Consider the following 25,557-nt stretch of genomic DNA (forward strand, 5'->3'; position numbering starts at 1 on the left):
TCGAACGAATAATTTCACTTACCTTTTAGTTGAGTTAAATTTTATTAATTTTGCCACGTTTTAAAGGATTTCGGTCTATTTTACCTATTGAAAATGTCTAAATTCGTAAAGCTCAAAAAAGGGTTTAATATCAATCTCGCAGGCAAGGCCGAGGAAAAAATTGGTGAAATTCAACAACCTGAGACTTTCGCAGTCAAACCAACCGACTTTCAGAGAATTACTCGCCCCAAACTACTGGTCGAAGAAGGAGCCAGTGTGAAGGCTGGTACACCCCTGTTTTTCGACAGGCTTCAGGAAAACATAATGTACACTTCGCCTGTTAGCGGGGAGGTAGTTGAAATTAAGCGGGGTGAGAAAAGAAAGCTTCTTGAGATCAAGATCCTTGCGGACAAGAAAATAACACACGAGCAGTTTACCAAGTTCACGGTGTCCGAAATGAGCTCTCTTACAAAGGAAACAGCTACAGAGCTCCTGACTAAGAGTGGTGTATGGCCAAATATTATTCAGCGCCCCTTCGGAAGTATAGCCGACCCAACTGCCACACCGAAGGCGATATTTATTTCAGCATTTGATACCAACCCCCTTTCTCCTAACTATGGTATCTTATTTAAGGGGCAGGACCAATTCTTTCAGGCTGGTATAGATGTTCTTAAGAAATTCACACCAGGCGTTGTACATGTTAACACCAATGCTGACGCTGAAGTGCTTCCCATGTTTGCGCATGTGAAAGGTGCCGAAGTCAATAAGTTTTCCGGGCCGAACCCTGCTGGCAATGTAGGTGTTCAAATCCACCACCTTGATCCAATTAATAAAGGAGATCTTGTTTGGACTGTTTCGCCTTATGGGGTGATTCAGATAGGGAAGCTATTTCTTGAGGGAATATATGATGCCTCTAAAGTGATAGCAGTTTGTGGTTCTGAGGTGAGCAATCCGCAGTACTACAGCACATACTCCGGAGCCAATGTGGGCAGGTTCTTAGAAGGCAATCTTAAATCGGATCACGTTAGGGTGATTTCAGGGAATGTGCTTTCAGGCGAAGCAGTTGGAAAAGACGGCTTCTTAGGATTCTTTGCCAACCAGGTAACTGTTATCCCGGAAGGAGATAAGGAAGAGTTTTTGGGTTGGATACTACCAACTTTCAATAAGCTGAGCTTTCAAAGAGCATTTGGGCTTTTTGCCAATACCAAAAGAGAGTTTGTGCTCGACACAAATACCCACGGTGAGCAACGCTCATTCGTTCAGTCTGGCAACCTCGAAAAGGTGCTCCCAATGGATATTTATGTCACTTACCTCATGAAAGCTATTTTGGCTGAGGACTATGATGACATGGAAGCTTTGGGTATTTACGAGGTTATCGAAGAAGACTTGGCACTTTGCGAATTCGTCGATGTTTCGAAAAACGATATCCAGAAAATACTAAGACAAGGACTTGACTTAATTCAATATAGCTAATCGTATTTATGAAGTTCTTACAAGATTTCTTCGATAAACTAAAACCTTTTGTAGAGAAGGGTGGGAAGTATGAAAAGTATCATACGCTTTATGAAGGCCACAGAACTATTGTGTTTGCCCCAGACCTTACCACCGGAAAGAAAGGTTCCCAGGTAAAAGATGCTGTAGACCTGAAGCGAATGATGTTTACTGTTATCATCGCTATGATTCCGTGTTTGCTGTTTGGCATGTGGAATGTTGGTCATCAGCATTTTCTGGCAACAGGGGTTGAGGCTGAACTAATAGATAAAATATTGATTGGAGCATTGAAAGTGGTTCCTATCATCATTGTTTCTTACGCAGTAGGCCTCGGTGTTGAATTTGTTTTCTGCGTGATCAGGCAGCACCCCGTAAGTGAAGGGTTCCTTGTGACGGGCTTGCTGATACCGCTTGTGATGCCAGCCACCATTCCTCTTTGGCAGGTAGCATTGGCTACTGTGTTTGCGGTAGTTATAGGAAAAGAAGCCTTTGGAGGCACAGGGATGAACATACTTAACGTGGCGCTTGTGGCCAGGGCGTTCCTTTACTTCGCCTATCCAACTGCTATTAGCGGCGAGGTTTGGACATATCTTGGTGATGCTGCGCCAGTAGCAGCCTACTCGGGTGCCACACCTTTGGCAATTGCTGCCAGCACTGTGGGCAACCCTGGGGCTACCCCGGTTGTGGATTTACTCAACGATTCATGGTCAGCAGGTATTTATGATTTCTGGAATATGTTCCTGGGTATAATGCCAGGCTCAATAGGTGAAACGTCTACTTTGATGTGCCTGATCGGTGCAGCCATCTTGGTTTTAACCGGAGTAGGTAGTTGGAAGATAATTGTGGCGGTTTTTGCTGGTGCTTACTCAATGGGCCTTATCTTCAATCTCGTTGGTCTCAATGAGTTTATGTTGATGCCGGCACAGTACCACTGGGTAATTGGAGGCCTGGCTTTTGGTGCCGTATTCATGGCTACCGATCCTGTTACAGCTTCTCAAACTGAAACTGGCAAATGGATTTATGGATTCCTGATAGGATTATTAACAGTGTTGATCCGTGTGTTTAACCCGGCATATCCGGAGGGAATCATGTTGGCGATACTTCTTATGAATGTATTTGCGCCACTTATCGATTATTACGTAGTACAAGCAAACAAAAAACGGAGGCTACAACGTGCGACAGTCTAACGCTTATGTTCTTTTATTTTCGGGAGTGATGACCATCATACTTGGTGGAGCTTTGTCACTTGCCTCGGTTGGCCTTAAGCCAGCCCAAACCAAGCAGATTGAGCTTGATACCAAGAAGAAAATCCTGGGTGCGGTGATGGATATTTCTAACCTCAAGACAGGAGAGGAAGTATTGGCACTATATGACAAGCGATTTAGGTCTGTGGTTGTAGATATCAACGGTAATCCGGTTGAGAAGGACGCTAAAGGCAATCCTTTGATCGCTGAAAAGATCGATATTCAGAAGAACCACAAAGTGGACAAGGAAGTGAGAAACTACCCTGTCTTCATGTTTCTTGATGAAAACGATCCATCAAAAGTGGCTGCTTACGTTTTCCCTATGTTTGGCAGCGGTCTTTGGGACTGGATTTCGGGTTATATGGCTCTGGATGGCGATCTGAATACAATCAAAGGAGTAGCATTTGACCATAAGTCGGAAACACCAGGCCTTGGCGCCAGAATTACTACGCCGGAGATTCAGGGACGCTACGTTGGAAAGGAAATTTTTGAAAATGGTGATTTGGTATCTGTTACTATGGTGAAGGGAGAAAGTGGCAAGCCACAGGATGCCCACCATGTAGATGGAATGTCGGGTGCAACACTCACAGGAAAAGGAGTGAATGCAATGCTCGAAAATTACCTTTCGTCTTACACTGCATTTATTAAAAAGCAAAAGTCAGCTAGCGGGCAATCTGCAATGGCTTTTTGATTAGAAGAGATTAATAAACACTAAAATCAGTTTGCGATGAGCACTGAAACGCTAGAAAAACCAGTAGTTAAAGAAGCGGAACCTTTATTCTCGAAAAGGCGGAAGAAGTTTGTTACCGACCCGCTGAACGACGATAACCCGGTTACTGTTCAGGTGTTGGGTATTTGCTCGGCATTGGCAGTAACGGTGAAAATGCAGCCTACCCTTGTGATGGCGATTGCCGTTACACTGGTAATTGTTTTTTCTAATCTTCTTATTTCGCTTATGCGTACCCTTATCCCCAACAGGGTGCGTATCATTGTGCAACTAGCAGTAGTGGCAACGCTTGTGACATTGGTAAGTGAGGTGCTAAAAGCCTATGCTTTCGATATGTATAAGGTGTTGGGAGCTTACGTAGGTTTGATCATCACCAACTGCATTGTGATGGGGCGCCTTGAGGCCTTTGCGCTGGCTAATAAACCCTATGATTCAATACTTGACGGTTTGGGTAGTGGTCTTGGTTACTCGTGGATCATCCTGGCGGTAGCTTTCTTCAGAGAGCTTTTTGGATCGGCTTCTATATTTGACTTCAAAGTATTTGCCGCCATGGGACTGGACTTTCCAACCAACGGATTGATGGTTGACCCAATCGGAGCATTCATGATACTTGGCTTGATCATTTGGGTACAAAGAACTAAAAACGGTTACGTAGAACACTAAGAACATGGAAGCATTAAACATATTCATTAAGAGTGCATTTATCGACAACATGATATTTGCCTATTTTCTTGGCATGTGTTCATTCCTGGCCGTTTCCAAAAAAGTGAGCACGGCAATTGGTTTGGGTGCTGCAGTAATTTTCGTTTTGGGTATTACCGTGCCGATCAACTGGGTAATGCAGACTTTCATACTGAACGAAGGGGCACTTAGCTGGCTTGGGGCTAGTTTTGAAACGATAGACCTAAGCTTCCTTACCTTTATCATGTTTATTGCCATCATTGCAGCCATTGTGCAGCTGGTGGAAATGATCATTGAAAAAGCTTCTCCTGCGCTTTATGGCTCCCTGGGTATATTTCTTCCCCTGATCGCTGTAAACTGCGCCATTCTTGGAGCTTCTCTTTTCATGATCCAGAGAGACTATACGATTGTGGAAGCAACAGCCTACGGTTTGGGATCCGGAGTAGGGTGGATGCTTGCCATTGTGGCACTGGCCGCAGTAAGAGAAAAGCTCAAGTACTCTCATGTGCCAGATGGCCTCAAAGGTCTTGGTCTTACGATGTTGATTACCGGATTGATGGGGATTGCATTTAAGTCCTTTATTGGAATCGCTATTTGATTGCCGCAAAAACAATAACAAAACTTCGATATCAAAGAAGGCTTTGCACTAAATTGCAAAGCCTTTTTTATTGTATATGAGTAGAGTAGTAAGTTATTTCTTAAAGGGATTGGTGTTTGTGGTGCCACTGGCTCTTACTGTTTATGTGAGTGTGGGGGTGGTGCGATGGCTTGATGGGTTGATTCCAATCGACATTCCAGGCCTCGGTATCCTGGCGATACTGGCAGGCACGCTCATGATCGGTTACCTGGCTACCTATTTTATCACCAAACCCTTTTTTGAGTATTTTGAAAAGATTCTGAAAAGGCTGCCGCTGGTCAATATGATTTATTCGTCGTTTAATGACCTGATGACGGCTTTTGTAGGCGATAAGAGGAAGTTTGATAAAGCTGTAGTGGTCAATATGGATGCGCACGGCATACTTCAAAGAATTGGTTTTATAACTAATGAGGATCTCAAAGCAATCAACTTACCAGGGAAGGTGGCTGTTTATTTTCCCATATCTTACAGCATTGCTGGCGACTTGTATATTGTGGACAGGGCGAATATCACACCGTTAGATATTCCTGCGATGGAGATCATGACTTTCCTGGTTTCAGGAGGAATGACTGACTCTTTCGGGAAATACAAGAAGAAATTTCGGGATACCACCAAAAAATGAAACAATTGCTTGTATTGATTCGTTGAGCGACATACATTTGTGCCCATAATTACCAAACAGTTGTTTACAATACTTACATATTGTCCCTCAGTAAACAATTTTAGGCCAAGTACTCCGAGGCCATAGGCCTTGCTATACCCCAGTGGTACCTACGTGGTATCCTTTTCTCCCCAGTCTGTTTTTTCTTTTTTCTCAAAACTATTAACCGTAGGGTTTTTGTACAATGACACAATTTTCTGTCAGGGTAGCGACAGCTGCCGACGTTCCGTTTGTTGAAACAATCTGCCAGCAGATAGAGGAAAGCGCTCTAAAGAGAGGTACCGGCATCGCCAAACGTTCTCCCGAGTATATCGCTAAAAAGATGCTGGAAAATAAAGCAATTGTGGCCTTTACTAAAGGTGGAGACTGGGCCGGCTTTTGCTACATCGAAACCTGGAGCCATGGCAAGTTTGCTGCCAACTCCGGCCTGATCGTTCACCCGGATTTCCGCAAGGAGGGCCTCGCCAAGAGAATCAAAGAAAAGGCGTTCGATCATTCACGTAAAATGTTCCCGAATGCGAAGCTTTTTGGCTTAACCACCAGCTTGCCGGTGATGAAAATCAACTCCGATCTTGGCTACGAACCCGTAGTTTATTCAGAGCTTACTGAAGACGAGGACTTTTGGAAGGGCTGCGCAAGTTGCGTGAATTACAGCATTCTGATGAGTAAGAACAGAACCAACTGTATTTGCACCGCTATGCTTTTCGACCCAAAAGAACAGTCGGAGAAAAGGTGGAATTTCATTAAGAAATCAAAGGTTTATGAGCGTCTTGTGAGGCTCAAGCGGGCAGCTTTTCTTAAATTCACGGCCAAGAAAGCTGCTGAGCAGGTAAGCTTGCAGAGAGCTTAGAAAATCATCGGGTAGCATCGTTCAAAATATTACTAATGAAGAAGAAAGTCTTATTGGCCTATAGTGGAGGGCTTGATACCTCCTATTGTTTGATCTATTTGCAGTCGTTGGGTTACGAGGTGCATACGGCCTTGGCCGACACGGGAGGTTTTACCAAAGAGGAGCTGGATGTGTTGGCAACAAAGGCCAACAAACTTGGAGCGGCCAGCCATCAGGTGCTCAATATTGTAGAAGAGTATTATCAGGAAGGCATCAGGTTTTTGCTGTATGGCAACGTGCTGAAAAACCAGGCTTACCCGCTATCTGTGAGTGCTGAACGGGTTTTTCAGGCCAGGGCCATTGCCAGGCTGGCTAATCAGCTGAATGTGGATGCGATTGCCCATGGTTCTACCGGCGCTGGCAACGACCAGGTTCGCTTCGACCTTGTTTTTCAGGCGCTTTGCCCGGGCAAGGAGATCATAGCACCGATAAGGGAGAAAAAACTTAGCCGGGAGGAGGAAATCCAATTCCTGAAAGAGCACAAGGTAGATATGAACTTCGATAAGGCTCTTTACTCAGTAAACCAGGGGCTTTGGGGTACGTCAGTAGGAGGAAAGGAAACACTTGGCTCTAACGGCTTTTTACCCGAGGAAGCTTTCCCGAGCAAGGTTACTGAGTCGGTGTCAAAGTCCATTGTCATCGAATTTGAGAAAGGGCAGCCAGTTGGATTAGATGGAAAGAAAATGAAGCCCGTGGAAGTTATTAAAGCGCTCAATGCGCTGGGAGGCAGCTATGGCATAGGAAGAGATATCCACGTGGGCGATACAATACTAGGCATAAAAGGTAGGGTTGGTTTTGAAGCACCGGCACCGGCCATTCTCATCAAAGCCCATCAGGGACTTGAGAAGCATGTGCTGAGTAAATTTCAGCTTCAGATCAAAGAACAGCAGTCGCTGTGGTACGGACAACTGATGCATGAAGGCCTTTGGCTGGATCCGGCTTGCCGCAATCTGGAGGCCTTTCTCGAAAGCTCGCAGGCAAGGGTAACGGGTAAAGTTTTCGTCGTGCTGGCTCCCTATCGTTTTCAGGTGCATGGTATCGAGTCGAAGTTTGACTTAATGAATAACCTGTTTGGTAAATATGGAGAAATGAACAGCCTTTGGTCGGCGGACGATGCGAAGGGCTTCGCCAAGATATTTGGCGTGCAACAAATGATCATTCAAAAAGTAGGGGAGCATGCCGGAGAGTAAAGAATCGAAAACAACAGCAGGTATATGGGGTGCGGCTGGCTACACTGCCGGGGAACTTGTTCGGATACTCCTTAATCATCCCAAAGTATCGCTCAGCCATTTGGTGAGTGAAAGCCAGGCTGGGTCACCTATTTCCAGTATCCATACCGATTTGTTTGGAGAGACCGACCTGGTGTTCGCTGAGAAGTTTGACAGCTGGCCTGATGTCATTTTCTTGTGTAAGGGCCATGGCGCCTCGGTCGGTTTTCTAAAAGAGCAGTCCATCCCCGAGTCAACCAAGGTGATCGACCTCAGTCATGACTTTCGGTTATCGTCCAACCCTTTGGGTTTTGTATATGGACTTCCCGAGCTCAATGCCGATAAAGTGAAGAAAGCGAGACTGATTGCCAATCCGGGTTGTTTTGCTACAGCAATGGAATTGGCTCTGCTGCCTGCTGCTTCGGCTGGTCTGCTGAAAAGCGAAGTACATATTTCCGGCATCACAGGGTCTACAGGAGCAGGCCAGTCGCTTAGCCCGACCAGCCATTTCACATGGAGAGAAGGTAACATGTCTGCCTACAAAGTGATGGAGCACCAGCACCTGGCTGAGGTGGCTGAAACACTTTCTTTTGCCTCGCTGGCGGAGGTTCCACCCATCAATTTTATTCCTTACCGTGGCAACTACACCAGAGGGATCATTACCACGGCTTATTTCGACTATGCTGGTGACGAGGCAAAACTTGTAAAGCAGTACACTGATTTTTACAAGAAAACGCCCTTCACACATGTCTCCTCGGTGAATCCCGATTTGAAGATGGTAGTAAACACCAACAAGTGTGTGGTATATCCAAAGAAGGTGGGCAACAAAGCGGTGGTTATTTCTATTATCGATAACCTCTTGAAAGGTGCGTCGGGTCAGGCGGTTCAAAACATGAATCTTGCTATGGGTTGGGAGGAGAGGACGGGCCTCCAGTTGAAGGGAGTGGCTTTCTAGCAAAATAAAAAGCCTTGCAACTTCCCAAAAGTTTGCAAACTTTCGTGACTCATAGTAAACCTACCTAAGCAATGAACAATTTCTTATCCTTAGATGACGTAAGTGACCCGATGGCTTTTGCGAGAGAAGCTATTGAATTGAAGAAGAATCCATTGGCAGACATGCACCTTGGAAGAGGAAAAATGCTGGGAATGGTTTTTTTTAACTCGAGTTTAAGGACAAGAATGAGTGTGCAAAAGGCCGCCTTTAATCTTGGCATTCAAACCATGGTGCTCAACGTGGGGGGCGACTTGTGGACGCTTGAAACCCAGGATGGAGCCGTAATGAATGGAAAGGCTGCTGAGCATATCAAGGAAGCTGTGCCGGTAATGGCTAACTATTGTGATATACTTGCCGTTCGGTGCTTTCCGGGGCTGGAGAACAGAGATATTGATTCTGAGGAAAAAATTTTAACCGCCTTCGCCACTAAGTCGGGGAAGCCGGTAGTTAATATGGAGTCGGCTACGCTGCATCCGCTGCAATCACTGGCTGACTTGATAACGATACTGGAGCACCAACCAAAGCCGAGGCCAAAGGTCGTGCTTTCGTGGGCACCACACATCAAACCACTCCCCCATTGTGTTTCCAATTCGTTTTCTCAATGGATGAATAAAGCAGATGTGGAGTTTGTGATTACCCACCCAAAAGGGCTTGAGCTTGGAACGAAATATACCAAAGGTGCGGTAATAGAGCATGACCAAAAGAAGGCGTTTGAAGGGGCAGATTTTATTTATGCTAAGAATTGGTCATCATATAACGACTACGGCAAATTTATGGACGCTCCGGAATGGATCATCGATGCTGAGAAGATGGCGTGGACAAATCAAGCCAGGTTTATGCATTGTCTGCCGGTTCGACGGAATGTGGAGGTGGCCGATGATGTGTTGGATGGGCCACATAGTATCGTGGTGAAACAGGCAGCCAACCGGGAATTTGCTACGCAACGAGTTTTAAAGGAATTATTGAAAGAGTTAAAGCATTGATTTTTGTTCAATGAATCATTTTTATTTTAATGAAAATGGCAATTTTTTCACCTTTTAGGTGATAATTTATCAATATCAGATGTTTTAGGTCTAGCCAATTTGCAAAAGTCTAGACTCGTTGGATTTATATTTGGCATTTTTGCATTTAGTAGGTTGAAAATTTCATTTTATACCGATCCGGCGATATTTTTGATATACAACAATGCTCTATTGAAGATCAACACCCACGATCGAAAAAGTAGTTAGGTAGTATATAGTACAGTATAATCCTCTTATCAGATTGGTGATTTAGTGAGCTCAAGCAGTGCACGCTTTTCAGTAGCTCCTGGATCAGGCTCAACACCCGAGCTTTAATACGCAGACATTTTAGCAGCACCCCTCGACCTCACGCCGCATTTGCGGTTCGTGCTTGAATTCTATTGATCTATCTGTAACGAAAACTGTAATCTATGAAAAACAATTCTACGACGTTGATGTTGGCAAGAAGTTTTCTGCTAATGTTATTCATTAAGTGCATCTCTGTTTTTCCTGCAAGTGCTCAGGAACGCATTATCAGAGGCAAAGTGACTTCAGAAGAAGACAAGAGCGGTATTCCAGGAGTAAATATTGTGGTCAAAGGAGCCACAACTGGCACCATTTCCGACGGTGACGGAAATTACTCGCTTGGAGTGCCAGCGAACGCTGAAACCCTGGTTTTTTCTTTTATCGGCCTTGAAACCCAGGAAGTGGCTATCGGCTCACAATCGGTTATCGACTTAGCGATGAGCTCAGATGTAAAACAGCTTACGGAGGTAGTTGTAACTGCCTTTGGTATGGAGCGTAACAAAGCAGCGCTGGGCTATTCCATACAAAGTGTTGGAGGGGATATTGTTAGCAAAGTACCCAACCAAAATATTGTGAATAACCTTTCGGGAAGGGTGGCTGGCTTGCAAGTATCGGGGAATAGCGTGCCTGGAGGCAGTCCGGAGTTTATCATTCGTGGCTTCTCCTCGGTAAGCGGCAACAACCAACCGTTAGTTGTCATCGATGGCGTGCCCATTCAACAAACGTCGAATAGTACATCGACAGAAAGAACAAATAACCAAAGATTTGGAGGTGGTCTTTCGGAAATTGACCCGAACAACATTGCCGAGATCAGCTTATTGAAAGGGCCAAATGCAGCGGCGCTTTATGGGTCAAGAGCTGCTAATGGTGTTATTCTTGTTACGACCAAGAGCGGGAAGAACAATAAAGGTATCGGGGTTGATGCCAACTTCAGCACCACTTTCGAAAACCCTTTGGTAAAGCCAAAATTCCAGAACACCTATGGAGGTGGCTACGGATATAATTCATGGTATGCGGACGGCTGGAGTGGTACTGTGGATGGCTTCAAGGGCACCCGTGGTACAGATGAAAGCTGGGGTGCACCTATGGACGGCAGACTTGTTCGGCAGTGGTGGACCGGCACGGAGACAGCGCCACTTGTGCCGCAGCCAGACAACTGGGAACAGTGGTGGGAAACAGGAAGGACGACGGTTAGCACGGTGGCCATCTCGGGAGGTAACGATAACGGAAACTTTCGTCTGGCCATTGGCAGAACCGATCAGGATGGTATTGTCCACAATAATAATTTTTGGAGAAATAACTTCAGGTTGAATTCAACCTATAAGTTCACTGACAAGCTTTCTATCACCACTATTGGAGAGTACATTAAATCAGGATCCGACAACAGAAACTTTCTAAGTAACTCTACTTTCATCTGGCACCACCGGGATGTTGACTATGATAAGCTTCGCAATTATAAGGACTATGAAGATGTACATATCCAGAGAGCGGGCAATACCGAGCCGCCTAACTGGCAGCACACCTATTTCACCAATCCTTACTTCATCGAAGAGGTGCTTGTGCGGCCCAATGAAAAGGATAGGTTTCTTGGCAATATCGCATTGAACTATGAGTTCAACGAGTGGCTCAGTCTGATGGTGCGGTCGGGCACGGATATTTGGACTGATACAAGATTGAATATCATAGCCTACGAAAGAACGAGAAACTCTTTTGGTAGAGGCTCTTACAGCGAAGAGGTGTTAAGAAGGCAGGAAACTAACTCTGACTTCATTTTCACACTGAACAAAGATTTGACCCCCGACCTGAAGCTGACGGCACAAGCCGGAGGCGTTTCAAGGGTTAATTATTATAAGCGCAACTATTCAGAGGTTCAGCAGCTCACCATTGACAAGGTGTACAACCTTGGAAATAATGCCTCTCCCAATATCGACGCCAGTGCTGTAGAAGAATCCCAGGTAAATAGTTTATTCGGATCGTTTCAGGTGGGATACAACAACTACCTGTTTCTTGATGTAACAGGGAGAAATGATTGGTCAAGCACCTTGCCAGCTTCTAACAATTCCTTCTTTTACCCTTCTGTGTCATTGAGTGGGGTTGTTACTGAGATGTTGGGAATAAAGAGCCCGGTGCTTTCATTTGGAAAGTTAAGAGCCAGCTGGGCGCAGGTGGGTAACGATGCTGATCCCTATTTACTACAGCAGGTATTTAGTCCTACAGGCCTGTGGGATGGAGCTATCCCGAAATTTGCCGAAAGCAAGGAGATTGCCAACTCTAGCCTCAAGCCAGAAATTACCACGGGAATTGAGCTGGGTGCCGACTTACGCTTTCTTTCCGGCAGGATTGGTCTGGATCTGACCTATTATAATCAAACCACCCGGGATCAGATTCTTGGTGTAGATATCTCAAGAGCTTCCGGATACACCCGCAGAGTTTTGAATGCAGGAGAGATTCAAAACAAAGGAGTGGAGATTCAACTCAACGGAACACTGGTGCAAATTGCCAACAGCCTGAGATGGGATATAGGGGTTAACTTTTCAAAAAACAGAAACGAAGTAGTGGCTTTGGCTGAGGGGCTTACCTCTCTCACTTTATGGTCTGACAGAGGCGCTTCACTGGAGGCACGTGTCGGGGAGCCTTATGGCAACCTTTATGGCAACAAGTTTGCCAGGACTGATGACGGGCAGTTGCTTTACAAAAATGGCTACCCTTATAACCTCGCCGGACAGCATGTGATAGGCAATATTACGCCTGATTGGCTGGCTGGAGTGTCTAATACATTCAGCTATAAAGGTGTTGCCCTCAGCGTGCTTTTCGACATGAAGAAAGGTGGGGCACTTTACGACATGGGAGTAAGCTTGCAAAGGGTGACTGGTGTGCTGGAAGAAACCGGCGTTGGTCGTGAGGAAGGTGTGATTGGTGCTGGTGTCAAAAACATGGGGACTGAGGAGAGTCCACAGTATGTCACCAACGACGTGGTGGTTCCTGCCCGTAACTTCTACGGGTACTACAGCGGTCGCCAGTATCATGAGGCTGCAGTTTTTGATGGCACTTATGTGAAGCTTAGAGAGGCATCTTTGTCCTATACCCTGCCTGCAAAATGTCTGAGCAATAACTTCCTTCAGTCAGTTTCAGTGTCGGTGGTAGGCCGCAATCTTGCTGTTCTTTTCAAAAACACGGTTCATGCTGATCCCGAAATTAGCAGTGCAAGCCTGGGCTATAGCTACGGTCAGCTGCCCAGCACAAGAAGCATGGGTTTCAGCGTAAATGTTAAATTCTAAATAGCCATACAATGAAGAAATATATATCAATTACACTGAGTGTTGTGGTGCTGATACTGGCTTCATGCACTGGAGATTTTGAAGAGCTAAACACAAATCCCAACCGGCCTGTAAGCGTTGGTGCGCAGTTTTTGTTGCCGCAGGCATTGCAAACTACCATCGATAACTACTGGGGAAATAAGACCAGAAACCAAAGGCTCAACTTTGATCATGCGATGTCGTGGGTGGGGTATATTTCCCGCAATATTTATGAAAATGAGGGAGACAATTACAATGTGCAGCCCTCGGTAAACATATCCAACTGGGAGGTTTTCTATACAGACGGGCTTATCAATTTTCAGAAGATTGTTGAAATAGCAGGGCCCGATGGCGATAAGTACAATCCCAATTACATGGGGATTGGGATTGGTATGAAGGCATGGATATTTTCTATGTTGACGGATGTATGGGGCGCCATTCCCTATTCCGAGGCAACAAGAGGTACAGATGCAGAGGCGATTTTCTCTCCGGCCTATGACTCGCAGGAAACCGTGTACGCCGGCATTATTGCCGACCTTGAGGAAGCCAATAGCCTTCTTGACGCTTCAGGGCCAAGCGTTTCCGGCGACATTCTTTTCAATGGAAATGTAGTGATGTGGAAGAAGTTTTTCAATTCGCTTCGCTTTCGACTGTTAAACAGGCAAGCGCATATTGTGGCCGGTTCGGGGGCAATAATGCAAGCAATGCTTGATGATCCGGCTACTTATCCGATGATGGAGAGTAACGATGAAATGGCAGCCTTGACTTATGGATCACGTCCGACGAACAATCCGTGGCATGATATCCTCATCCTTCAGGGCAGAACCGACTGGAATATGAGCAGCACACTTGTTGACAAAATGAGCGAAATGGGAGACACAAGGCTGTCGGTTTTTGCCACGCCGGGAGAGTTTGCTGAGGGTGAGATTTTGGGGACACCCAATGGGCTGCCGGGTTCTGTTGGCTCAAATTACCTGGGCTATAGTGCCATCATTAATCCAGATAATTTTGCTCAGGAAACGTCATCGGTTATCCTGATGAGCTATACCGAACTGCTGTTTTTGAAAGCAGAAGCCGCTTTGGAGGGGGACATCACGGGAGACCCTCAGATGTATTTTGACCAGGCGGTTCAAGCTTCATTTGACCAATATGATACAACCATGCCGACGGGATTTGTTGCGTCTTTAGGCCCTGTTTCAAAGGAAAATATTATCACTCAAAAGTGGGTGGCACTATTTGGTCAGGGTATAGAGGCATGGACTGAGTTGAGACGTACAGGTTTTCCAGTGCTTCCAGCGGCCGATCCAAGGGCTTTGTTTCAGAACGACGGTGTGCTTCCTACAAGGTTAGTGTATCCCTCCACTGAGTATTCACTAAATGGGGCAAATGTTGAAGCCGGTGCTGCACTCAATGGTGGCCCCGACGACATGAAGACAACTCTCTGGTGGGTGGAATAATCTGACGTGAAAAAATGATGATAACTAAATCAAGCGTAGAAAAGATGAAAAAGATATATATAGTTGCTCAAATCTTTGTAGTGGCACTTGTTTTCTCAGCCTGTGAAAAGGAGGATGAACTTATTTTGCCAAGGGTAGCGTCGCCAGTGCTGTTGGTGACCGAGGACGGAACGGACAACGTGATGGCGTATTTTTATGAGCTTGACAAGTCCGGTATTTTGAATCAGTCAGTTGGGATTGACACAATTCCGGTTGCCGGGTTGTCTATCGAAGTTTTCGCCGCCGGAGTAGCTTTGGGGAACTTTGAAACGGGAACTGACGGAGCCATTTCAATTGACTTTACAGATACTAAGCCAAATGAATATGCTGGAGAATATAAAGGAATCGCCTTTAGAATCTTCAAATAGCGAAAAAGGGAACTTGTAAACTTTAGCATCCGGGAACCCATGAGTGAAAGCTCATGGGTTTTTTTCTGTTTTATTCCTTTTACTGCATATAGAAGTATATTTTTGAAGCTGCATTCGAAAGATGATTTTGTAGAGGCTTAAAGAGTAATGAAGAATTTAACGGTAGTGAAAGTTGGTGGCGGGGTGCTGGAAAATGAGGAATCTTCCAGTCAGTTTCTTAAAGCATTTGCAGCACTGGAGGGCAATAAACTATTAGTACATGGTGGAGGAAGGCTGGCCGACCAGTACCTTCTCAAGCTTGGCCTTCAGCCAAACATGGTGAATGGCAGGCGTGTAACTGATAAAGACACGCTCGAAGTGGTGACTATGGTGTATGGTGGCCTGGTGAACAAACAGTTAGTCGCAAACCTCCAAAGCCGCAATGTGAACGCCATTGGATTGACGGGTGCCGATGGCAACCTGATTGTGAGCGTAAAGCGTCCTTCTGATAATGGAGTTGACTGGGGCTATGTGGGCGATCCTGTCGAAGTAAATGCCGATACCCTGAATGACCTTATCGAGCAAGGTACGGTGCCGGTGATTGCGCCACTCACTCACGACGGGAAGGGGACATTGCTTAACACCAACGCCGATACCATGGCAACGGTGGTGTCAGTGGCTTTGGCACAACAATATGACGTTACCCTCATCTTTGCCTTTGATAAGGCCGGAGTGCTCACCGATGTGGATGATGACAATTCTGTGGTTGAAAAGATAGACGAAGCGGGCTTTGCTGAAATGAAAGCCTCCGGACAAATACATTCAGGCATGATACCCAAGCTCGAAAGCGCTTTCGAGGCCCTGAATGAAGGAATAAGGAAGATACGAATTGTGGGCTTCGCTAATATTTCAAATGAAAAAGCAGGCACCACGCTCCAGCTAGAAAAATAGAATAAATGACAGTAAAAGAGTTGACCGAAGGTTCAGTCCAGCTATTGAAAGACCTCATTGCTATTCAGTCTTTTAGCAGAGAGGAAGACCGGACTGGTGATGCTATTCAGAATTTTTTTGAGGAGCACGGCGTGCCTGTACAAAGGGTACAGAATAATATCATTGTAAAGAACAAGCATTTTGAGCCTGGCAAACCTGCGATCTTGCTCAACTCCCACCATGATACCGTCAAACCCAACAAGGGTTATACCAGGGATCCATTTTTAGCTCATGTGGAAGAAGGAAAACTTTTCGGACTGGGTAGCAACGATGCTGGTGGCCCCTTGGTCTCGCTTATGGCCACTTTTTTGCATTTTTATTACAAAACCGATCTGGCTTACAATATTTATCTGGTAGCGTCGGCAGAGGAGGAGGTTTCGGGCAAGGAAGGGATAGAGATCGCCTTGCCGGTGCTGGAAAATGTGGAAGTAGGTGTAGTGGGCGAGCCCACAGGTATGAACATGGCAGTGGCCGAAAAGGGACTGATGGTGTTAGACTGTGAAGCCAAAGGTGTGGCCGGTCATGCGGCCAGAGACATTGGAGAAAATGCTATTTACAAGGCGATAAAAGATATTGACTGGATCAGAGCTCAGAAGCTATCCAAGACTTCGCAATGGCTGGGGCCCGTGAAGATGTCGGTGACCGTAATCAATGCCGGGTCGCAGCATAACGTGATCCCCGATTCCTGCAAGTTTGTGGTGGACGTGAGGGTCAACGATTGCTATACTTTACCTGAAATAGTCGACTTTATAAAGAAGGGCGTTAGTTCGGAAGTGGTTCCCAGATCAATGAGGATGAACCCATCGACTATTCCCGTTGAGCACCCACTTGTTTTGGCCGCTAAAAACCAAAACATCCATTTATTTGGCTCTGATACCACGTCAGATCAGGCGCTCATGCCATTTAGTACCGTAAAAATGGGGCCTGGACTGTCGGAGCGTTCCCATACTGCCGACGAGTTTATCTACCTTTCAGAAATAGAAGAGGGGATAAAAATATACATTCGTCTTCTGGAAGAAGTGTTAACCAAACCAACGCCTGCTTGACCAGGTGTTTTATCGTACGAAATGAAACTTTGGGATAAGAATATAACCACCAATCAGGCAGTGCATCAGTTCACTGTCGGCAACGATCAGGTGCTAGACATGCAGCTGGCAGCTTTCGATATTTATGGCAACATGGCCCACAGCAGGATGTTGCAATCTATTGGCATTCTTACGAAAGGCGAGTCAAAAGAGCTGCACAAAGGGCTGCTGAAATTGTTGGCTGAAGTGGAAGCGGGCACTTTCTCCATTGCGCCAGACACTGAAGACATCCATTCTGAAGTCGAATTTCGGCTCACCGAAATGCTCGGCGATCTTGGAAAGAAGATCCACACTGGTCGCTCCAGAAACGACCAGGTGTTGGTGGACTTGAAAATGTATGTGAGAGCTGAAATTGAGGAGATTGTCCGGCTTATTGAGCAGCTAGTTAAGCTTCTTAGTGAAACTAGCGAGGCTTACAAAGATGTGCTCCTACCAGGCTATACCCATTTTCAGGTAGCGATGCCATCTTCAGTCGGTTTGTGGCTCGGGGCTTATGCTGAGTCTCTTACCGACGATCTTGAGTTGCTTTTGGGAGCCTACAAGCAGGCTAACAAAAACCCGCTCGGTTCTGGTGCGGGCTATGGCTCTTCCTTTCCTTTGGATAGAGACCTAACGACCGATCTGTTGGGTTTCGATGTGCCTAATGTGAACGTAGTTTATGCACAAATGACCCGTGGTAAGCTGGAACGCTCTACACTTTACGCATTGGCTGGTGTGGCGCAGTCGCTCGCTAAATTGGCCTATGACAACTGCCTGTACATGAGCCAAAACTATGGCTTTCTGTCATACCCTGATGAGCTAACAACGGGCTCCAGCATTATGCCACACAAGAAGAATCCTGACGTGTGGGAGTTGATCAGAGCCAAATGCAACGAAGTATCTGCCACTCCAACCGTGGTTCAGCAGGTAACGGGCAACCTGCCCTCTGGTTACCACCGTGACTTTCAGGTGCTGAAAGAGTACCTGATGCCGTCTATTCAAAAAGTGAAAGACTGCCTGGCGATGACGCACCTGATGGTGTCGAATGTGAAGGTCAAAACGGATCTGGTAGCCAAGCCGGAGTACGATTACCTGTTCACTGTGGAAAAGGTAAATGAATTGGTGCAAGCTGGCGTGCCGTTTCGGGAGGCCTATCGTGAGGTGGCCAAAGAAATAGGCGCCGGCACTTACAAGCCCAACCGGAACATTAAGCACACTCACCTGGGTTCAGTCGGCAGTTTAGGGAACGAAAGAATAAAGGCCATGATGGAGGAGCGGGTAGCTGCCTTCAACTTTGGTAAAGTGAATTCGGCATTGGAGTTTCTTAAGAATGGGCAGTAGTCTCTGGCACATATGTTCGCCGACGCATTATGAGCTTAGCGGAAACCTTTCAATAGTTCATGGTACTTTAATAGAAAGCAAGTACAATGAAATCGATAGGTTTATTTCTTCTTCTTTCTCTTTCTCTGGTTTCCGCTGTCTGGGCTCAAAATGCCATGGTAAGTGAGCACCGGGATTTGAGACCGTTTAGTGCCATTTATGCCAAGGGAGGCATTGATGTCTATATCAAGCAGAATGACTCTACCACTACACTTGTTGAGGGCACCTTGCAAGAGATGAAATATCTTATGACAGAAGTGGTTGAGGATGTTTTGTATATCTACTATTCAGACAAAGGGCTGAAAGATGGGCGAAACCGCAAGGGTCGGGTGTATATAACTATTCCAACGATAGCCGGAATAAAGAGCAGAGGAGGTTCTGATGTGTATGGAGAAGGCGTTTTTAGATTGGATGCCATAGAACTCATAGCCACTGGAGGAAGTGACATTCGAATGGCAGTAGCAACAAAGAAGCTTGTTGCCAACGCTTCAGGTGGAGCCGACATTATTCTCAGTGGAGAAACCGATTTCTTCAAGGCTGATGCATCTGGTGGCAGCGACATCAACGCTCATGATTTGAAGGTGAAAAGGGCGGAGCTCCAAGCCGGAGGCGGAGCCGATATTCACATATCTTTCGTAGAAGAATTATCAGCAGAAGTTCACGGCGGTGCTGACATTTCTTACAGAGGGACACCTGACAAAGTGTATGTGGTGCAGAAGGGCGGCGGGGATGTGAAGAGAAGGAATTGAGACTTTTTACCTTTTACCTTATCTTCTTAGTTGCTTGATCTTTATGTTGGCGGCTGAATCCTCAATCAACGTCGTCAGTCTTTTCAGTCGTGTGACTTCCTGTTTGGCACTAATCACCCACCAAATAGCAGGTTTTTTATAAGAAGGGATCATTTTGCTGAAATTGCGCCACGCTGTTTTATTAGCTCTGAATATGCGTTCATAGTCTTTACCAAGGGTAACCTTCTTTTCCCTAAAGGAATAAAGATCTGACATTTTATCTTCCCTCATCCTAAATATTTCAAGGCCTGCGGGAAGCATGAGTCCCAGTTTTGTGAGCTCACCAACCTTCTTGATATTCACCGGACTCCAGATACTTTTTGGCCTGCGGGGTGTGAAACGAATAGAGTAGCTCTCTTCGTCTATCGACCTCCTTATGCCATCTATCCAGCCAAAGCAAAGCGCCTGATCAACCGACTCCGGCCAGGTAATGCTCGGCTTGCCTGCTGCTTTCTTGTAAAAACCCACCAGAAGTTCAGTTTCCTGTTGGTGGTTTTTTTCGAGCCATTTTCGAAAATCCGATGGGGTTGGGAAAAAGGTGGGTGACATTTACATACTTTATTTTGTGATGCAATTTAGCGATACTGATCAATCAAATAAAGTCATGGGAGAATGCACCCGGCATCCCGTAGATCGTTGTTCTTATACAGCCCTCATTCTGTTGTTTCTCGGGTTGTGCTCAACTTCAGCCAATCCAAGAGCTTCCATCAAAGGAGGAAGGTACATGCCAAATCGGCCTCTTAGTCCTTTTTTTAACCCATACCATCCGCCGATAGGGTTTTCAGAAGACCTGCCCCAGGCTTCAACTGTGCCGTCTTTGGCGGGCTTTTGCTCGTCGGCCGAGCCTAAGTCCATCCAGCCGCCGTGCTTCTTGAGCATTTCATGGAGGTCTTTGATGCACCTGAAATCATAGTGCAATACCGTTTTCCCGACCGTGCACACGAGAATTTCCTTGCCGTCCTTCACGTCCTTGTACATTTCGTAGTCCGACGTCAATGGTGGCGTCTTCAACTTCCAGGGGCTTTCTTTGGTTCCTTTCTCAGTAGTCATAATGGGTTATTTTAAGGTTGAAATAATTTCCGCTTCTTTTTTTAGATCTGCTGCATATTGTTCGAACGATTCCCGGAAATCCGGAATGCTTTTCGCTGCCAGAGGAAACATCAGCCCGCTCATGGTTTCCTCCATGGTGAAGTTGACACTTCCGTCGTCGGCAGAGGACAGGAGATAAGTGCGTTTGCCTTTGAAGAATGGAGCCATTCCATCGGTCCATGTCATTTTGCTTTCAGGTTCAAAGCCTTTCACCTTTAGTTTAAAAGTACGTTTTGGGTCAAGCGTCGACTTCAATTCTACCTTCCCACCTTCTTTGATTTCGCCGTGCATCGAAACAATGGTGGAATTCCATCGGGGGAAGTCGTCGGCATTGGTGAGCAAAGCCCAAATAATTTCTTTAGAAGCCAGGATATTGATACTCACACAAGTTGTCCGTTTAAAGGTGCGGGAAGTTGCTATTGCAGTTCCGTTTTGTGCATGCGATTGAAGTACCGATGTAGCCATCATAAATAGAATTTTTTTGGTAAGATGCGTCATTCGTGTTTGTTTACATTTGGACGAATGAGCAACTCAAAACGATAGGCCGCTTGTCAGGTTTCTTTCAAATAATTATCCATAACTTTTTTATTATGCTGTAAATGAAGGAGTTGTAACTCAGAGGCGCCAGAGTTAAATGGATCAAGACTTTGCAGAATTTTCGTTCTCATGTCGAAAAGCTCTTCTTTGTCTTTGCTTTGAGCCAATCGGGCCATGTCAAGCTTCATCACCTCTTCCTGCGCCTTTTGCTTCGGGTTAAAAATGCCGTTCAACTCTGTGCACTGGTGGCAAGCTCCCTCTTTGTTAATGAGTGCGCACTTTTTGTCAAAAATCGAAATCATTTTACTGCGGGCCGCATGCAGGTAGTATTTGGCCATGGCCTCCGATAATGAGAGGATCTCTGCAACTTCCTGTACTTTAAAGTGGTATACTTCCTTCAGCAGTAGGGCAAGTTGTTGCTCTATAGGGAGTGACTTGCCTATACATGTAAAGCAAAAGGCAATGTGCTCTTTGATTTCGAAGTTGCCTTGCTGCGAGGTCATTCTCACCTGCATCATGTTTTGCAGAAAATCTCTGTTTCCCAGCGCAGCCTCCCGGCAAATGTCAGTTACTGTCTCAGGCCATAGTTTTTTAGACCTCAGCAGGTCTTTGGCCAGGTTGCTGGCAATAGCGAAAAGCCACGTTTTAATACTGGATTTCCCTTCGAAAGAGGACAGCTTCTGATGCGCTTTGATATAGGTTTCCTGCACCAGGTCTTCCGTGTCCTCTACACTGGCAGTCATTCTCAAAAGAAACGATTTCAGCTTTGGTCTTTCTTTTTCAAACTCACTGGTTAACTGCGGCTCCGTGTACATGGTGTATGGCTCGAGGATGTTTTATAAAACTATAAACAACTCAGATTCCTCAATAACTTATGGCACAGAAAGCAAAGGACTTTTCTTGTCGGGGCGGGGAGCTTTGGATGCTGCCCATGAGGACGGGCGCAATGATGGTAGAGGATCATCCTCCTTTTTGGGGAGGATGATGGGCTACCGCTAGAGGTTTATCGATTATTTCACCAACTTAACGTTGATGGCATTCGCTCCTTTTGGAGTCATTTCAGTTTCAAAAGTGACTTTATTGTCTTCTTTAATCGGCTCCATTAAGCCTTTGGCATGGACAAAAACACTTTGTTGAGATTCCAGGTCTTTGATAAATCCGTATCCTTTCGATTCATTGAAGAATGTGACGATGCCTGTTCTGGTGGGGTCTATAGGCTCGTTGGAATGTTTGGGAACTCCAATTTCTATATCGCCGGCTTTAGTGACTTTCTTTTTCTTTGGGTCGGGTGGGGTGGAAGTAAAATTGCCATCTTCGTCGATATACATTAGCATATCTTCCAGGCTCTGGCCTTTAGATGAGTTGGCTTTTCTTTCTTCTTTCTTTTCTTCTTTTTCCTTCCTCTTCTTTAACTTTTTCTTTTCTTTCTCTTTCTTGTTAAACGTTTCTTGCGATTTACCCATTATAAGTATTTTGGTTTTAGTTGAAATTACCTGAAACAACCCGAGCGGCGATTTTCGGCGTTTTGCAACTCGAATGTAGATCGCAGCGAAAGAAGAAGAGCCCGGGAAAGCAATCCAGCAACCACAGATGTGTGGCTTTTGCAAAGGTAGTGATAAAAGAAATGAACCCCGCCTAATTGGCAGGGTTTATCTATAGGCTGAGGCAGGGGCTGGTTGCCTATTCCGATTTGAGCGTCCTGGCTGGGTTGATGGCAGTCAGCCGGAATACCTGCGTTAACACAATGAAGATTGAAATGATAAGGCAGCAAGCGGCGGAAATGGCCACCACCTCAATACTCAGATCGATGTGTAAAGGATAGTCAGAAAGCCAGTTGTCGGTAAACCAATATACTGCCGGTCCTGCGATGAGAACTGCCACGGCAAATAATTTGACAAAGTCTGACGACAGCAGATAGGTTAGCTGAAAAACAGACGCACCAAGCACTTTTCGAATACTTATTTCCTTGGTCCTGCTTTCAGCCAGGAAGATAATCAGGCCAAATACTCCACAGAGGGCAATGATGATAGCAATGGCTGTGAAGGCACTCACCACCCGGAAGAATTGCTGCTCAGATGCGTAGGTTCTGGCGAAGGCATCGTCAACGAAGGCCATCTCGAAGGGATCGGTAGAAAACTCTCTCCAGGTGGTTTCCAGTTGCTCCAAGAGCGCAGGTAAATTTCCTGTTGTTACTCTCATCAACACATTGTCGGGGCTCACCCTGTAGCCCGGTCCGTAGACCATGTAGGCTACTGGAGCAATGGTACTGTGAAGCGATGTGTAATGATGATCTTCAACCACGCCGATTATTTTTCTGTTTTTGCCGCCAATCTCAACCACTTCATTGAGAGCTGATATTTTACCCATGAAATCCCTGGCTTTTTCATTGATGACCACCGACCTACCTGAATCGGCCTCGAAGGGCAACGTAAAGGTAGCGCCTTCGGTCAGGTGAAGGCCTACGACGTCGAAATAGTCTTTATCGACCCCCACAATGTCGATACCCCTTTCTGTATCAGGCTCGGCTCCCTGCCAGTAAAATCCCCACGTGTTTTGCATTCTTGCAGGCAGGGGCTCTCCGGAGGTTGCCGCCTTGTCAACACCCGGGATATTTTTGAACGATTCCTTGAGTACATCGATTCTTTGCTGCAGCCCACGGTCATTCACCGCCACGTTGATCAATTGCTTTTGATCAAACCCCAGGTCGAACGTCTTCATGTATTGAAATTGAAGATAAACAACAACACTGCCCGTTATAAGGAAAATAGTGATGCAATATTGAATAGTGATCAAGACCTTTCTTGGCAGGCTGCTTGTTTTGCCTGAGCTATGCCCGCTGAGAGCAACCACTGGCGAATACCTTGTGAGCACAAAAGCAGGGTAGAACCCGGAAAGGGCTCCAATGGCTACTATCCCAATTGCCGACCAAATCACTTCCCTGAACCCAAAAACAGAGGCGGATAGTTGGAGACTCATCCAGCTGTTGAGAAACGGAAGCGCTATTATGATCAGGGCAATGGCAAATGTAGATGCCACCAATGTATAAAAAACCGATTCAACGAGGATCTGGGCAATCAAGTCCGCACGCCCGGCGCCGATGGTTTTTCTTAACCCAATCTCTTTGGCTCTGGAGAGTGCCCTTGCCGTGGAAAGATTCACGTAGTTGAGCACGGCGATCAGTAAGATGAAGAAACCTATGGTGGAGAAAATGATGATATTGCCAATGTCTCCTGCGAGCTCATTTCCACCCATATTTTTGCTATAGAGATAGACGTCCTGCATCGGCTGAAAATCCATCCCTAGCCTCTCTACCATGTCTTTCCCAAGGTATTTTTCTATGATAGCCGGTTTCTGCTCCCTGATGCCCGAATGTGCCAAATCAGGAATGAGGGCATAGGTTCTCACCCAGCTAAACCCCCAATGCGAAGCCAGGGAGGCGTACATTTTATCAGCAACGGCCATCGAGCCGAGGCCCGAAAACTGAATGTGTGAGTGCTGTGGGGGATCAGCCACCACGCCCGTCACCTTCATGTTCATCTTTTCATTGCTGTCATAGATCTTCACCGTTACGACTTTATTCAATGGGTTCTCGACACCGAAAAGCTTTTGACTCAGGCTTTGAGTAAGCACAAGTCCGCTGGGATCTGATAGAGCAGTTTTTGGGTCGCCGTGGATCAGGTTGAACGAAAAGAGGTCAAAGAAAGTAGAGTCTGTCCAGTAGAAATCCTCGACAAGTATTGGATCGATATCACCAATTTTCACAGGATCACTTCCCATGCTGCAGATTTTGATTCCCGGAAACTCACTGCTAAGCACCTTGCCAAATTGAGAGGAGAGTGCGGCCGTGGAAGGGTCGACGGGATCGGTTCTTAATACCCGGTAGATTACGTCCTTTTTCTCATGAAACTGATCGTAACTGGTTTCATTCTTAACGTACAACCCAATGTAGAAAACGGAAGCGATGCCGAAGAAGAGGCTGAGTAGGTTTACCGCAGTGAATACCCTGTGCCGGAGTGAGTGACGAAAGGCAACTTTGAAGTGATTGATGAGCATAATGTTCGTATTTAGTCCTTTGAGTTTCTTTATTCTGTAGAGCCTGACTGACCCGAGTACACCAAAAATGAAGAGCTGCGCCGCTTTTCGTTTGCCATATTGAGCCAGGTTTCTATCGTAGAGCTCGCATAAGTCCCCTTCCAGCTCGTCGATGAAGCGAGCCGAGCAGTACAAGCGCAGTAGCTTTACTGCCCACCTTGGCGGCGTATTATTCATAGTTGAGTTTTAAGTTGGGCAACAGACTCCAGAGCTTCTCTCTTTGTTCTTTCACTTCGGCTAAACTTCGCTGACCAGCCGTGGTTACTTTGTACAGTCTTTTTTTTCTCCCACCACGCTCTTGTGTGGCTCCGCCAAAGTACGACTCGACAAAGCCTTTTTCTTCCAACCTGTAAAGAGCGGTGTGTACGGTGCTTACTGTCACCTTGCGATCAATATTCTTTTCAATTTCATCCATCACAGTGATGCCGTAAGCATCGCCATTTAAAATGGCCACCGTCAATAGCACGAGTTCCTCAAACTCACCCAGGTATGTTCCTTTCATATTTCAATCGTAAATGTAAATCAAATAAAATGATTAGATTCTTAAATGTCAATGAAATAAAAGTAAAGTTTATTGACACATTGTTCTGCCATGTTTAAGATTAGAAAAAATAGCTTTCATACCTAACAGAACTTTCGCTATACTAGGTGTAAAATTCA

General features: G+C 45.9%; 24 protein-coding genes. 17 read left to right on the plus strand and 7 right to left on the minus strand.

Annotated elements, in window-relative coordinates; translation table 11 throughout:
- The first annotated feature begins 93 nt into the window (after positions 1-93).
- The 17 genes from ACMVP2_RS18340 to ACMVP2_RS18420 all read left to right on the plus strand — a co-directional run bounded on the left by ACMVP2_RS18340 (position 94) and on the right by ACMVP2_RS18420 (position 19,140).
- Entirely contained in the window at positions 94-1,452 is a 1,359-nt protein-coding gene (locus ACMVP2_RS18340; protein WP_416864542.1) for a Na(+)-translocating NADH-quinone reductase subunit A, read from the plus strand.
- An 8-nt stretch (positions 1,453-1,460) separates the two neighbouring features.
- Positions 1,461-2,657 carry an NADH:ubiquinone reductase (Na(+)-transporting) subunit B gene (locus tag ACMVP2_RS18345; RefSeq protein ID WP_152000430.1) on the plus strand — a complete coding sequence of 399 codons (1,197 nt, stop codon included), beginning with the start codon at positions 1,461-1,463 and terminating at the stop codon, positions 2,655-2,657.
- On the plus strand, positions 2,644-3,405 hold the full coding sequence (gene nqrC, locus ACMVP2_RS18350) for an NADH:ubiquinone reductase (Na(+)-transporting) subunit C (RefSeq protein WP_416864543.1): 762 nt from the start codon (positions 2,644-2,646) through the stop codon (positions 3,403-3,405). The genes ACMVP2_RS18345 and nqrC overlap by 14 nt, the downstream gene beginning before the upstream one ends.
- A 36-nt stretch (positions 3,406-3,441) precedes the next feature.
- Entirely contained in the window at positions 3,442-4,104 is a 663-nt protein-coding gene (locus tag ACMVP2_RS18355) for an NADH:ubiquinone reductase (Na(+)-transporting) subunit D (protein ID WP_339792251.1), read from the plus strand.
- A 4-nt stretch (positions 4,105-4,108) separates the two neighbouring features.
- Complete coding sequence (gene nqrE, locus ACMVP2_RS18360; protein ID WP_152000433.1) at positions 4,109-4,720, plus strand: NADH:ubiquinone reductase (Na(+)-transporting) subunit E; 612 nt, start codon at positions 4,109-4,111, stop codon at positions 4,718-4,720.
- Positions 4,721-4,796: 76 nt separating this feature from the next.
- Positions 4,797-5,381, plus strand: coding sequence for a DUF502 domain-containing protein (locus ACMVP2_RS18365; RefSeq protein ID WP_317490334.1), 585 nt, complete (start codon positions 4,797-4,799; stop codon positions 5,379-5,381).
- Positions 5,382-5,604: 223 nt separating this feature from the next.
- Entirely contained in the window at positions 5,605-6,270 is a 666-nt protein-coding gene (locus tag ACMVP2_RS18370; protein WP_416864544.1) for a GNAT family N-acetyltransferase, read from the plus strand.
- 35 nt (positions 6,271-6,305) lie between these two features.
- Positions 6,306-7,499, plus strand: a complete 1,194-nt coding sequence (gene argG, locus ACMVP2_RS18375; protein ID WP_416864545.1) for an argininosuccinate synthase — start codon at positions 6,306-6,308, stop codon at positions 7,497-7,499.
- A complete protein-coding gene (gene argC / locus ACMVP2_RS18380) occupies positions 7,486-8,472 on the plus strand; it encodes an N-acetyl-gamma-glutamyl-phosphate reductase (protein WP_416864546.1) in 987 nt (328 codons plus the stop codon). Before argG ends, argC begins: the two co-directional genes overlap by 14 nt.
- A 71-nt stretch (positions 8,473-8,543) precedes the next feature.
- Complete coding sequence (locus ACMVP2_RS18385; RefSeq protein ID WP_152000438.1) at positions 8,544-9,494, plus strand: N-acetylornithine carbamoyltransferase; 951 nt, start codon at positions 8,544-8,546, stop codon at positions 9,492-9,494.
- A gap of 449 nt (positions 9,495-9,943) precedes the next feature.
- A complete protein-coding gene (locus tag ACMVP2_RS18390) occupies positions 9,944-13,096 on the plus strand; it encodes a SusC/RagA family TonB-linked outer membrane protein (RefSeq protein WP_416864547.1) in 3,153 nt (1,050 codons plus the stop codon).
- Between the two features lie 11 nt (positions 13,097-13,107).
- Positions 13,108-14,571, plus strand: a complete 1,464-nt coding sequence (locus ACMVP2_RS18395; RefSeq protein ID WP_416864548.1) for a SusD/RagB family nutrient-binding outer membrane lipoprotein — start codon at positions 13,108-13,110, stop codon at positions 14,569-14,571.
- A gap of 44 nt (positions 14,572-14,615) precedes the next feature.
- Positions 14,616-14,978, plus strand: a complete 363-nt coding sequence (locus ACMVP2_RS18400; RefSeq protein ID WP_416864549.1) for a hypothetical protein — start codon at positions 14,616-14,618, stop codon at positions 14,976-14,978.
- Between the two features lie 147 nt (positions 14,979-15,125).
- The gene (argB, locus tag ACMVP2_RS18405) at positions 15,126-15,908 is read left to right on the plus strand and encodes an acetylglutamate kinase (protein WP_416864550.1); all 783 of its coding nucleotides are present in this window, start codon (positions 15,126-15,128) and stop codon (positions 15,906-15,908) included.
- A 5-nt stretch (positions 15,909-15,913) separates the two neighbouring features.
- Positions 15,914-16,993: a M20 family metallo-hydrolase gene (locus ACMVP2_RS18410; RefSeq protein WP_416864551.1), complete on the plus strand. Its 1,080-nt coding sequence runs from the start codon at positions 15,914-15,916 to the stop codon at positions 16,991-16,993.
- A 21-nt stretch (positions 16,994-17,014) separates the two neighbouring features.
- Positions 17,015-18,352, plus strand: coding sequence for an argininosuccinate lyase (gene argH, locus ACMVP2_RS18415; RefSeq protein WP_416864552.1), 1,338 nt, complete (start codon positions 17,015-17,017; stop codon positions 18,350-18,352).
- A gap of 86 nt (positions 18,353-18,438) precedes the next feature.
- Positions 18,439-19,140: a head GIN domain-containing protein gene (locus tag ACMVP2_RS18420; RefSeq protein WP_416864553.1), complete on the plus strand. Its 702-nt coding sequence runs from the start codon at positions 18,439-18,441 to the stop codon at positions 19,138-19,140.
- Positions 19,141-19,158: 18 nt separating this feature from the next.
- On the opposite strand, the gene ACMVP2_RS18425 is transcribed toward ACMVP2_RS18420, so the two are convergent.
- The 7 genes from ACMVP2_RS18425 to ACMVP2_RS18455 form a co-directional block, all read right to left on the minus strand.
- Positions 19,159-19,728, minus strand: a complete 570-nt coding sequence (locus tag ACMVP2_RS18425) for a YdeI/OmpD-associated family protein (RefSeq protein ID WP_416864554.1) — start codon at positions 19,726-19,728, stop codon at positions 19,159-19,161.
- A gap of 93 nt (positions 19,729-19,821) precedes the next feature.
- Complete coding sequence (locus ACMVP2_RS18430) at positions 19,822-20,229, minus strand: DUF6855 family protein (protein WP_416864555.1); 408 nt, start codon at positions 20,227-20,229, stop codon at positions 19,822-19,824.
- 6 nt (positions 20,230-20,235) lie between these two features.
- Positions 20,236-20,766: an SRPBCC family protein gene (locus tag ACMVP2_RS18435; RefSeq protein WP_416864556.1), complete on the minus strand. Its 531-nt coding sequence runs from the start codon at positions 20,764-20,766 to the stop codon at positions 20,236-20,238.
- A gap of 53 nt (positions 20,767-20,819) precedes the next feature.
- A complete protein-coding gene (locus ACMVP2_RS18440) occupies positions 20,820-21,620 on the minus strand; it encodes an RNA polymerase sigma factor (protein ID WP_416864557.1) in 801 nt (266 codons plus the stop codon).
- A 195-nt stretch (positions 21,621-21,815) separates the two neighbouring features.
- The gene (locus tag ACMVP2_RS18445; RefSeq protein ID WP_152000448.1) at positions 21,816-22,268 is read right to left on the minus strand and encodes a cold-shock protein; all 453 of its coding nucleotides are present in this window, start codon (positions 22,266-22,268) and stop codon (positions 21,816-21,818) included.
- Positions 22,269-22,485: 217 nt separating this feature from the next.
- The gene (locus tag ACMVP2_RS18450; protein ID WP_416864558.1) at positions 22,486-25,074 is read right to left on the minus strand and encodes an ABC transporter permease; all 2,589 of its coding nucleotides are present in this window, start codon (positions 25,072-25,074) and stop codon (positions 22,486-22,488) included.
- Complete coding sequence (locus ACMVP2_RS18455; protein WP_152000450.1) at positions 25,067-25,399, minus strand: PadR family transcriptional regulator; 333 nt, start codon at positions 25,397-25,399, stop codon at positions 25,067-25,069. Before ACMVP2_RS18455 ends, ACMVP2_RS18450 begins: the two co-directional genes overlap by 8 nt.
- Positions 25,400-25,557: the final 158 nt, after the last annotated feature.

It is taken from the genome of Imperialibacter sp. (assembly GCF_048007035.1).
In the GTDB taxonomy this organism is placed as follows: Bacteria; Bacteroidota; Bacteroidia; order Cytophagales; family Cyclobacteriaceae; genus Imperialibacter.